Annotated in this window: 11 protein-coding genes; 6 read left to right on the top strand and 5 right to left on the bottom strand. The window is 47.5% G+C overall.

The genetic code is table 11. The features are described 5' to 3' along the window. The 3 genes from A3751_RS07940 to A3751_RS07950 form a co-directional block, all read right to left on the bottom strand. On the bottom strand, nt 1-751 hold a 751-nt coding region (locus A3751_RS07940), incomplete at its 3' end, for a 4-hydroxythreonine-4-phosphate dehydrogenase PdxA (protein WP_068454105.1). Further along, complete coding sequence (locus A3751_RS07945) at nt 752-2,086, bottom strand: peptidylprolyl isomerase (RefSeq protein ID WP_231871684.1); 1,335 nt, start codon at nt 2,084-2,086, stop codon at nt 752-754. It lies immediately after the preceding gene. Between the two features lie 10 nt (nt 2,087-2,096). Continuing rightward, a complete protein-coding gene (locus A3751_RS07950; RefSeq protein ID WP_068491732.1) occupies nt 2,097-4,367 on the bottom strand; it encodes an LPS-assembly protein LptD in 2,271 nt (756 codons plus the stop codon). A gap of 201 nt (nt 4,368-4,568) precedes the next feature. Between A3751_RS07950 and A3751_RS07955 the strand changes: the two genes are divergently transcribed. From A3751_RS07955 to A3751_RS07975, 5 genes are all read left to right on the top strand, one after another. Then, nucleotides 4,569-5,606, top strand: a complete 1,038-nt coding sequence (locus A3751_RS07955) for an aminoglycoside phosphotransferase family protein (RefSeq protein ID WP_068454110.1) — start codon at nt 4,569-4,571, stop codon at nt 5,604-5,606. Then, nucleotides 5,603-6,349, top strand: a complete 747-nt coding sequence (locus A3751_RS07960; protein ID WP_068454113.1) for a nucleotidyltransferase family protein — start codon at nt 5,603-5,605, stop codon at nt 6,347-6,349. Before A3751_RS07955 ends, A3751_RS07960 begins: the two co-directional genes overlap by 4 nt. 100 nt (nt 6,350-6,449) lie before the next feature. Next, entirely contained in the window at nt 6,450-7,205 is a 756-nt protein-coding gene (locus tag A3751_RS07965) for a hypothetical protein (protein WP_068454116.1), read from the top strand. A 2-nt stretch (nt 7,206-7,207) separates the two neighbouring features. After that, nucleotides 7,208-7,792 (top strand): hypothetical protein, encoded by a 585-nt coding sequence (locus tag A3751_RS07970; protein WP_068454119.1) that lies wholly within the window; start codon nt 7,208-7,210, stop codon nt 7,790-7,792. 400 nt (nt 7,793-8,192) lie between these two features. Then, entirely contained in the window at nt 8,193-8,888 is a 696-nt protein-coding gene (locus tag A3751_RS07975) for a hypothetical protein (protein ID WP_156492328.1), read from the top strand. Between the two features lie 237 nt (nt 8,889-9,125). On the opposite strand, the gene A3751_RS07980 is transcribed toward A3751_RS07975, so the two are convergent. Then, a complete protein-coding gene (locus tag A3751_RS07980) occupies nt 9,126-9,479 on the bottom strand; it encodes a hypothetical protein (RefSeq protein ID WP_068454124.1) in 354 nt (117 codons plus the stop codon). A 142-nt stretch (nt 9,480-9,621) separates the two neighbouring features. Then, complete coding sequence (locus A3751_RS07985) at nt 9,622-9,912, bottom strand: DUF2782 domain-containing protein (protein ID WP_068454127.1); 291 nt, start codon at nt 9,910-9,912, stop codon at nt 9,622-9,624. 115 nt (nt 9,913-10,027) lie between these two features. On the opposite strand from A3751_RS07985, the gene A3751_RS07990 reads away from it, so the two are divergent. Beyond that, on the top strand, nt 10,028-11,134 hold a 1,107-nt coding region (locus tag A3751_RS07990; protein ID WP_304439014.1), incomplete at its 3' end, for a 5'-3' exonuclease H3TH domain-containing protein.

Genomic DNA, 11,134 nt, shown 5'->3' on the forward strand with positions numbered 1-11,134 from the left:
GGGTAAACAGCGTATCGGCAGGCAACGGCCCAACCAGCGACACGTCCTGACCGAGATATTCCGACATTACCGGCTCAATCACATCGATCTCTTCTCGTCCCATGTGGCCACCTTCTCCTGCATGCGGATTCAAGCCAGCAACCAGAACCCGAGGTGCATTTACCGCAAACTTCTGCCGCATATCGGCAATAAGAATATCGATAACCTGCTTCAATGCGTCATAAGTAATTGCAGCAGAAACGTCCTTTAAAGGTAAGTGAGTGCTTGCAAGCGCTACTTTCATGCGACCATTTGCAAGCATCATCACAACTCTTTCCACCCCACACTTATCTTGCAAATACTCGGTATGACCGGAGAAAGGTACGCCCGCATCATTAATAACACCTTTATGAACAGGCCCTGTCACAATGGCAGAGAACATCTCGTTCAGAGTTCCATCAATCGCGACATCTAAGGTATCGAGCACATACTGGGCATTCTCTGGGTTGAGAGCGCCGGCTTGAACCGGCTCTTTAAGCGGCACATTGTAAACATATGCTTCGCCCCGACTTAGCTCTCTGTCGATAGAACAAGGGTACTCAAACGCCTTAAAAGGAAGCCCTAGTTCATCAGCCCGCTGCGCTAGAAGGTCTCGGTCTGCAATAAAAACCAAGGGTATTGGCCAAGATTGCTGAGCCAGCATGAGCGCAAGGTCTGGCCCAATCCCCGAAGGTTCGCCTGGTGTAATTGCGAGCGGTTTTGGCGTAGCCAATTAACTCGCCTCCTCAACTTGGTACTTCTCGTCCTTTACTTCAATAAAGGCCTCAGACTTAAGCTCTTGCAACCAAAGCACGAGTTCTTCTTCAAACTTGCGGCGATAAATAAGTTGTCTCGCTTGATTTGCCTGAACCATCGCACCAATGTCTTGATCACGCTCTTCCAGTACTTGCAAAATGTGCCAGCCATAAGGCGAACGAAATGGCTTACTGGTCTCTCCAGCCGGTGTTTGCGCCATTACCTCTTCAAACTCAGGAACCATTTGACCAGGACTTACCCAGTCCAAATCGCCTCCATCAATGGCAGAAACGGGGTCATCGGAATTGGAACGTGCGAGCTCAGCAAAGTCATCGCCATTACTCACTCGGTCATACAGTTTGTCGATGATCTCTTTGGCCTGACGATCGCTGCGAATTTCGCTGGGCGCAATCAGAATATGGCGCGCTCGACGCTGCTTCACCCACTGCTCCGAGCCTCCACGCTTATCTAATGCTGTAATAATATGGTAGCCACTCGTTGAGCGGATCAGCTCAGAAGGTTCACCCTTCTCGAGATTAGGCAAAACATCCGATGCTATTGATGGCAATTCATTCTCTTTACGCCACCCAATCACACCGCCATTTAAAGCTTGCCGACCGTCTGACCGAGCTACGGCCATTTGTTGGAAGTCCGCACCCTCTTTCAGCTCTTTGAGAACATCTTCAGCTCTTTGCAAGGCCGCTTCTTCTTGTTCCGGCTTTGGATTCTCAGGCACCGAAATCAGAATGTGCCCTAAATAGTATTCGACGCCTGAACGCTCTCGTCCCTCGCGCGAATCAAGAAAGTTGTTAATCTCTTGTTCCGATACACGAACACGGCGATCGACTTCTCGCTGTTGAATTCGCGTAACGATCATCTCCCGACGAATCTGCTCCCGAGCAGCAGCGTACGTTTCACCCTCAGACGCAAGCTGCTGTTGAAATTGCTGCAATGTCATGCCATTTGATTTCGCAATATTTACCAGCGTTTCGTTAAGCTGAGTATCACTAATGCGAATACCTGCTCGCTGGGCAAGCTGGAGCTGAATACTTTCTAAAATTAGCTGTTCGAGAACACGTTGATTCATCACGGCTTGTGGTGGGAGGCGCGTCCCTTGTTGCATCAAACGCCCAGAAATCTGACGCAGACGATGCTGCAGTTCAGACTCCATGACAATGTCATCATTCACAATCGCAATAACGCGATCGAGCAACACAGATTCTGCCGCACGCACCGTTCCGGCAAACTGCATCAAAACAAGCAGTACCAATACAAAAGATTTAACGGAAGCCGTCATCCGCTTCTGAAACATGATCATTACCTTAATTAATTTCTTCTTCTCGACGCTGGTAGCCAGGAATCAGACTATCCATCTTCGAATCGTTTACTCCAAACCCGCCTAGGCCGCGCAACTGGAAGCGGAAAAGAATACCGTTGTCCATCTCGCTGGTATCGGTCAAATAGCGCTGACCAAGCATTTGAATTCGCCAGCAGCAGCTTGTGTACTCTATGCCCGCCAAAGTACCAATTGTGCGATTCTCATCTAACGCATAGCGCCACTGCCCTAACACACTGAACTCCGAACTCATGGGATAGATGACAGACGCATCGCTTTGTTCAATCTCACCACGACGAAAGCGATGGGCCATATTAACAACGCTTTGATTATTCGGGCTCTGATAAGAAACGCTGCTCACACTCTCTTCGGTTTCATTCTTGCTCGCATCCCACAAATTGGAGAATCGCAGGGTCCACAAATGATCTGGCCGAACGGTTACTTCAGAGGCGAGCATCGACTCGCCATCCAATATAGATTGATTCTGGCCTGACGTTACTTTTCGCCTCTCAAACTGGCTAACTTGTCCCAGGCTCAGGCTGACGACGTCGAGCCCTCTATCCCAATCGGTATAGCGACTTGTCACACTCAAAGTGAGGCGGTTTTCATCACTAATTCGGTCTCCCCCGGTAAAACGGTTTGCACGAAACAAATTATCGTAATTAAAACTCGGGATAGACGAATCAAAATTGGGCAAATCACTTTGATCCACATAATCGCTATAAACATAGTAAAGCCGAGGCTCGAGACTATTCGTGTAGCTTTCTGGCAAAAGGGTTGGCGTTCGATCGAACGCCATTCCTGCATCAAATTCAAACACCGGAATGGTTCTGCCTGCATGCTTATCAGTTTGTGACCAGTCCTCTAAATAGTAATCCGTGTGATCAACACTCACGCTCGGTTTTGCATGAGCAAAACTATTGCGCCAAGGGACGGACACAGTCGGCCGATGCCGAGCCCGGGATCCGCGAACAAGCTCATCTCCAACCAATTGATCTTGATCACGATAAAAATAAACGTATTGGCTATCCCAATCTAAATCGAGCGTTTTATACGGCTGAAAAATAGAGAGGTTTAACTCAGGCAAACGCTGATACGACTGCTCAGATGGCAGCGTGCTCGAACTCAAAGATTTATATTGTTGAAACAACGCCTCAAACTGATAGCGCTCACCGATATGCCGGACAGAGAAGCGGCGATCAAGCATGTCCTTACTCGCTACCTGCAAGCCTTGATCTAAATCGTCGAGATAATCATCATCACTAATCTGCGTGTAATTCAAGTAACCGATGGTGTCGGTGTACAAGGTATCAAGCTTCCAGTCCTGCTCAATATTGAAGCCCCAGCGCTGGCCGTTCTCGTCAACATTACCGAGATCAATCTGTTCGCTCTTATAGGCCTTATCCTCATCGATATAGCCACCCGATACTCGGGATTGATGGATATCGCCCATGTAACGAAACTCGACTTCTTCATACGCGCCTCGCCCCCCAATCCAGTTGGGCGTAATCGTTGCATCATAATTCGGTGCAAGATTCAGATAATAGGGAGTCGACACGTAGAGGCCAGAGTCAACATTGGACGTTCCGATCGTCGGATACAAAAAACCAGACTTTCGACGATCGTCAATCGGAAAGGTAAACCACGGCACGTAGAGCACGGGCACGTCAAGAATATTGAATCGCGCATGACTCGCTGAACCGACGCCTTCTTCTTGGTCTAACTCAATCTCAGAGGCACTAAACGACCAATCCGGCACTTCTTCCTGACACGTTGTAAAAGTTCCCTCGCGTATCGTTAGATGCAACTCATCCTGCTGATCAATCATCTCAGCGCGACCACGCAGGCCTGTCTCGGGCTCAATAAAATCAGCGTTGTGCAGCGTTGCACTGCCTTCCGTCAAATTGACTTCTGCCGAGTCGCTCGTCATATGCATTTGCGGACCTTGAATGACAATATGCCCCTCAAGTGCAGCCTCGTTCTTAGACTGGTCAATAACCGCCGTATCACTGCGTGCGTAATACCCCTGTTTGCTGATCTCAACTTGGCCCTCTAGCTCCAATCGATTGTTCTCGCGATATTCAACAGAATTGGCATGCACCGTGACGGTTGGATCAATATCTAAGGTTTCCGCCTGATCGCTGGGAGAAGACTTATAAAGAACGGGAAGCTCAGGCTTTCTGCATGCACCTGCAGGCTCAGTTTCTCCGCGCGTTTCCGCAAATGCTACCGAGCATGCCAACAGCGTTAGCGGCATCAAGAAGCAACACTGCTTCAACTTACGGCACATGCAAAACCTCGAACAGATTCAGGGCAATTAAGAGGGGGATAGGAACTTCTTGAATGATAAACTCTGGCACCTTTGATGTCATTTAACTTTTTGATTAGGATGCTTGGATTACGCCTAACTTTAGCGCAAAAAGATTAAATAACACGCGCCTTACGGAACCCTCCTTTGATGCCAGAAAGAATCGAGCAGTTACACGATTGGTTGCGCGCCAACCTACCCAATCACACAACGCCAACACCGCCTCTCGAGAGCGTGGCTGGAGATGCCAGTTTTCGACGCTATTTTCGCGTCAAGAACTCGAACAACCAAAGTTTCATCGTGATGGATGCGCCACCCGAAAAAGAAGATTGCCACCCGTTTGTAGAAATCACAAAAGCATGGCGTGAACAGGGTGTTCTCCTACCTGAGCTGTTCGCCATCGACCTAGAGCAAGGCTTTTTACTTCTTGAAGACTTTGGCGACACGCTGCTGTTTCAAATGGTGGACAAAAAACCTCTCGAAGAACAGCACTCCGTCTACACAAGCGCGATTCACTCACTTAAGGGTATTCAGGATCTCCGGGGCGCAAAGCATCTCCCGACCTATGATCGCGCACTTCTCAAACGAGAACTTGCTTTGTTCACGGACTGGCTCATTGGCACAGCACTGCACATTTCGCTCACTGAAAGCGAGCAAGCCACCATAGAGCAGTCGTTTGAAGCGCTCATAGAAAGTGCGCTTTCGCAAACGCAGTGTGCGGTTCATCGAGATTATCACTCGCGAAATCTAATGTCTCTGCCGTCTGGAAAAGTGGGGATCATCGACTTTCAAGACGCCGTATTTGGCCCTGTCACCTATGATTTAGTCTCGCTACTACGCGATTGTTATATCGAGCTGAATCCAACTTTGGTCAAAGAATTAGCGCTCAACTACAAACAAACATCGACCATTGAAGCTGTGCGCGAAGAGAACGAAGCGAGTTTCCTCAAGCAATTCGATCTCATGGGCATTCAGCGTCATATGAAAGCCGCAGGTATTTTCGCAAGACTCGCCCTGCGCGACGGCAAGTTTGGCTATCTTAACGATATCCCAAGAACATTTAACTACATACTGACGCAAACCGCGCGGCATAACGAACTGCACAACCTGCACGCACTACTGAAACACCGAATTGAGCAGCCAATGCTGGACTTCGTCGCATCGCATACGCTAGAGCCAACACAATGAGAGCGATGATACTGGCAGCAGGTCTGGGGTCGCGCATGCGGCCACTCACTGACCACTGCCCAAAGCCGCTTCTGAAAGCCGCCCAAAAACCATTGATTGATTATCATCTAGAGAGGCTTGAATCTCTCGGAGTTGAGCGCGTCGCCATCAATACACACTGGCTTGGGCACCTTGTTATTGACCACTTGGAACAGAACTGGCAACACCGTCTAAAAATCGACATTTATCCTGAGAAGGCTCTTCTTGAAACGGCCGGCGGCATCGTCAACGCGCTTGCGTCCCTGAAAACGAAAAACGATGCGCCTTTTTTGCTCATTAATGGCGATGTCTATTTTGAAGAAGATTTAAGCCCTTGGCTGGATCATGCTCTCCATGCGCACCGCCAAGTGCAGGCAAACCTGTTGCTCTGCCAAAACCCCTGTCACAATCCTTCCGGCGATTTCGACATCCACGGGATGGATCACACTGGCTGTGCGCGCCTATCAATCAAAGCTGACCAAGCTGATAGTGCACATAACGCACGCACGTATAGCGGAATCGGCTTGTACCGCCCGAGTGTGTTTACCCAATTGCCACCCGGCCCGGCACCGCTTGGCCCCATCCTAAGACAGCTCGCGCAACAAGGCGGTCTTTACGGCTCAGAAATGCGTGCATTCTGGCTCGATGTTGGCACACCAGAACGACTCAACCAACTTGATCAACGCCTACGTCACGACAAAGACACGCAAAGCCAACTAACATAGCGGATTTATACGTTAGCCAACCATCTTAGGCGCAATAATTGCTTCTTTCACAATATCGCTGTTTTTGTGTCAGAAATTTGTACTACCTTAGGAGCAACCTATGTGGCTAAGCATCCTCGGCATCGCAACGCTTTTGTTGTTATCGTGCCTCCTTATCGTCATTAATCACTCTTGGGCATCGCTCAAAGCATTACCCGCAACCCTAAAACGTGACTTAAAAGAGCCCGAATCAAACGAGCAGAGCATCATCGTTCAAGTCGTCGGTTTCTCAAAACTATGGTTTCGTAAACAGTTTGCGCTCATCGATAAAGAACTTGCGACGATGGATAAAAGCCTCGTGCGCACAGGCCTGATCGCCGCGCGAGAAGAGTACTCTGAAGAAGATGCGACACAGACACTAAGCTGGCAGATTGAAAGCACCCGTCAACAGCGCCAGAAAACTATTGCAATGATTGAGGGGGTTAACTCAAACCTGCTACCAGTTGCGTTACTGGTTTCCGTCTGCACCTTGATCATTCAACTCTCCGCTGACAGCACAGAAAGTGCAGGAATCATCGGCATGCCAGCTCTCATCGCACTCGCATTCGCCCTGCTATTGAATACATTGGTATTAAAAACTCTCTCTCTTAAGCTGTGGGCCATGCTGGAACTTGAAGATCACACACTGCGCTTGTCAGCAGAAGGCCTGATCATGATCCTGCAACACAAAACACCTGCACAAATTAGGGCGCAACTCGAAGGCATGACCAATGGTCTAGAGGTATTAAAAAATGTTCGCGCCGTTGAGCCAAGATCGGTAGCGAAAGCAACGAGGCAAAAGAACAGCTCTTTCTTTAGTGGGCAAAGAGCATCGTAAACATGCGTGTTCAAACAGGCTTTGCTCAGAGTCAGATCACCCCATATATGTCTCAGGCGACCGACAATACCAGGCCCATCACACTGGCCGTACTCTTTGTATTGGCCTTAATCGCCGCGCAGGCTAGCGGCGTTCAGCATATGCTTTCTAATGCGCTGCCCATCAGCACGATCGACTCTAACGCTCTACATTTATCAAAAGCAGAAAACGCTATCGAGACGTCTAGCGATGCAGCAATCGAAGTAACTTGGCCCTCCAATACGCTTAACGAACGCGTTGAACAATTAAACCTCAAGGGTCGTATAATCATAAGTGCGCCTCAAGCCTCTCCGAGCATCGCAATCCGCACCGACTTATTATTCTCAGAAGGCGATTACCTGCTCAGCCGAGCAGGCAAGCACACAATGGATGCGCTTTTTGCCGATCTGAAGCTACCCGCCACAGCGACGCTTGAGTTAAAAGAACGAAAAAATACTGAAGTGGAGTTTACCCACGGCGTGCAGATGCAAACCTTGCACAGAAATAGAGAGCGCTCCTTAACGAAATACCTGAGTGCTTTTGGGCTAAACATGAGTATCGTGCAATAACGAAAGTGAGAAATATTCCGCATTGAAGTAATAGTAAGTTGGCACTTCAGGAACCACCCGAGATCAAACTCTTGATAGACTGCCTTCAAGCATCGATTTGCAAAAAAGAACAGCGTTCTATTCCTTACTATAACGACATCCGCGCATCCTCTTTAGCGGGCTATAAATCCTTCGCACCTCTGCGTCAGTTATCACCAAATAGCAGACATATATCGCTCGGTGCTTTATCCTTGAAAAAGATATTTATTCATTACAGGGATTAGTGGTTAGTGCACTATAAAAATTACCAAGCGATTAGTTGTTATTTCAATAGCCTTCACCAATGTCCTTTCGCTCCCGGTGCTTCACTCTTGTCTTTGTCGAAAGATAAAAAGGGTAGTTGAAAGGAGAAGTGAGCAAATTGAGCGATTTCTTGCGAGTAATATCATTTGTCGTGCTTGTTGTTATTGTAAGTGTCGCGCTTTATGCCGTTTACATTGATCAGCGAGCAAAGGCAGAAATACTGAACGTTTTTCCAGATGAAGACTTGTTTTTTAAAGTCCTTAAATCGGAAGTCAACCTAGAAGATGAAGATTTATTGTTAGTCAATGCGGTCGTAACGCACTTACCTCCTCCTTTGGCAGGCTATGTCAAAGAAAATTTATGCACTGAGCGCAGCGAGCATTGTGTTCGTTTGGCATTAGTATCAGCAAATCATTTTTTAAAAAAAGATAGCCAACGACACGAAACGTTAGTGTCGAACTTGATGGAGTTGTCCCACATGTACTATGGCTGGGCTGTCAATCGATGCCCGCTAGCACATGAGTTATCAAAGTTAAATATTGCAGTTGTGGGTCTTAGAAGCACTAAGGAAGACAGATTGAATGAAGCTTCAAAGCTCCTGCGTACTTTAAACGCAGGAAGTGGGTTCGATTTCAGTATTGTTTCTGAAACATGCCAATCCTCATTTGATCGACACGTTCTCGAGTATCAAGCTTATATGGGGCTGCTAGCAGAGGTCTACCTGTATTCTGATCAAATAGACGCGTCCACTTTTTTGCTTTCTTATAAAAACATACGAAGATTTTTGTCGACTGCATATCAACCTAATCAATGAAGGGAGCTTAGGGAAAAGGGTGTGCATTTATTTTGTGCGACGCCCGCTTTTAACCAAAATCGCTGTGATCTCGCCATATTGAACATGTCCGCTGTGATGCGTTAACTGATACGAAGACACTGCAAATTCGGCGGATAAAGGGATCTCTTCTCATGAAGTTAATCTAGATCAATATGAGACAGGCATAAAAAAAGGAGGCCATGGGCCTCCTTTTTCAATCACTATTTAAGCGGATGCTTAAGCAGTTGCTGCTGCTTTTTTAGCAGGCGCTTTTTTCGCTGCAGGCTTCTTAGCCGGAGCTTTTTTCGCTGCAGGCTTTTTAGCTGCTGCTTTCTTTGGCGCTTCTTCTTTCTCAAACTTAGCGATAAGGTCGCCAGCATAAGAACCAACAAGCTTGTTTACGTCACGTGCTTTGTCAGTTGCAAGAGCAATAACTTCGTCGTGCTTGGTTTTAACAGTTTCAACGTTGTAGTACTTTTCAGCGTAACCGAAAGATGCACCAGCAAGTGCTTTGTACTGACCTTCTACTGCGTCGATTGCTTTTGCTACTACGTCTTGAACTTGCTCTTGGTAAGTTTTGATCTTAGCCATGATAACTCTCCTAAAAATATCCTAGATGAAAGACTCCTCGGCCAGTGCTCTTTTTTTAAAAGCAGCAACTACCTAAGTTGAGGAAATCGTACCAAGCAGTTTTAGAATATTCATACTAAGTTCTAACTTTTTGGTGTTTTATTTACCATTCAAACAAAACCCATTTTGGTACCAGCATCTGAGACTTTTCTTCACGAATCCAACCATCCCCGTCGGCAGGTACCAAGTAATACACGGGGCCAATTTTTGGAACCACTTTTATCTCTTTCAGCACACCGCCAACACGATACTCGTAGAACGTTTTATTCTCTTCTTCACGAATAACAATGTCAGGCTGCTCACCAGTTCTGGGTTCCTCAGCATGGGTCACCGCACTCCAGATTGAGAGGCTAAACAGTAAGGCAAGAAATAAGTGTGCGCGTGAAGAGGTCATGGAATCCTTCTTATGAAAATCAAAACACGAGGGTTGTTGGTGTTTAAGGTTTAAGCTTGTGGCGTTTTTCCCTACTATAGCATGCTTTCAAAACCACAAAACAATTAGTGATTCAATGACCGCTACAGCCCCAGCCGTTCTCGTCGATGGTTCATCGTACTTATTTCGCGCCTACCATGCACTCCCGCCTCTAAACAACTCCAAGGGCCAGCCTACCGGAGCGATAAAAGGTGTCATCAACATGATTCGTCGCCTCGTTAGCGACTATCCCGAATCAAAAATCATTGTTGTCTTTGATGCAAAAGGCAAAAACTTTCGTCACGACATGTATCCCGATTACAAGGCCAATCGCCCTCCTATGCCGGAGGATTTGCGCAGCCAGATACAACCGATTCACGACATTATTAAGGCCATGGGCCTGCCTTTGCTCGTGATCCCAGATGTTGAAGCGGACGATGTTATCGGCACGCTTGCACGCCAAGCTACAGAACAGAAACTAGATGTTATCGTATCGACTGGCGATAAAGACATGGCTCAGTTGGTGACAGAGCATGTGACGTTAATGAACACCATGACCAACACCTTTATGGATGAACAAGGCGTTGTCGAAAAATTTGGCGTGAAACCATCTCAAATCATCGACTATCTTGCGTTAGTCGGCGACAGCGTAGATAACATTCCCGGCGTACCAAAGTGCGGCCCGAAGACGGCCGTTAAGTGGTTAGCACAATTCGAGTCACTAGATGGCGTGATGGAAAATGCAGACAAGGTTGGCGGCAAGATTGGCGAAAACCTTCGCAATGCACTTGAAATGCTACCGCTCTCCTACGATCTCGCCACGATTAAGTGCGATATTGAGCTCGAACAAGGGCTAGCAGAAATAGCCCATAACGAGCAAGATACTGACAACTTAAAAGCACTCTACACCGAGCTGGAATTCAAGTCTTTAATCACTGCACTAAATGGTAACAAGGGCGCAGAGAGCACTCCTTCTTCAGCGGCCACGCAAGCCAATGATTTCTCCCCTCAAGCCGCGAGTCCCATAATTCCAGATACCGTTCCGGCAAACTATGAAACGGTGCTAGACAAAACGGTATTCGAATCTTGGTTAGAAAAACTAAAAGCCGCGCCTTATTTCGCGTTTGACACCGAAACCACTAGTTTGGACTACATGGCAGCGCGCGTAGTTGGCGTGTCTGTTTGTTGTGTCGCGGGAGAGGCG

Source organism: Oleiphilus sp. HI0080 (assembly GCF_001635135.1).

What these genes read in the sequence shown, in the direction of transcription:
- A3751_RS07960 (WP_068454113.1), top strand. Translation starts at nt 5,603, where the DNA reads ATGAGAGCGATGATACTGGCAGCAGGTCTGGGGTCGCGCATGCGGCCA.
- A3751_RS07980 (WP_068454124.1), bottom strand. Translation starts at nt 9,479, where the DNA reads ATGGCTAAGATCAAAACTTACCAAGAGCAAGTTCAAGACGTAGTAGCA.
- A3751_RS07955 (WP_068454110.1), top strand. Translation starts at nt 4,569, where the DNA reads ATGCCAGAAAGAATCGAGCAGTTACACGATTGGTTGCGCGCCAACCTA.
- A3751_RS07945 (WP_231871684.1), bottom strand. Translation starts at nt 2,086, where the DNA reads ATGTTTCAGAAGCGGATGACGGCTTCCGTTAAATCTTTTGTATTGGTA.
- A3751_RS07965 (WP_068454116.1), top strand. Translation starts at nt 6,450, where the DNA reads ATGTGGCTAAGCATCCTCGGCATCGCAACGCTTTTGTTGTTATCGTGC.
- A3751_RS07985 (WP_068454127.1), bottom strand. Translation starts at nt 9,912, where the DNA reads ATGACCTCTTCACGCGCACACTTATTTCTTGCCTTACTGTTTAGCCTC.
- A3751_RS07970 (WP_068454119.1), top strand. Translation starts at nt 7,208, where the DNA reads ATGCGTGTTCAAACAGGCTTTGCTCAGAGTCAGATCACCCCATATATG.
- A3751_RS07950 (WP_068491732.1), bottom strand. Translation starts at nt 4,367, where the DNA reads ATGCCGCTAACGCTGTTGGCATGCTCGGTAGCATTTGCGGAAACGCGC.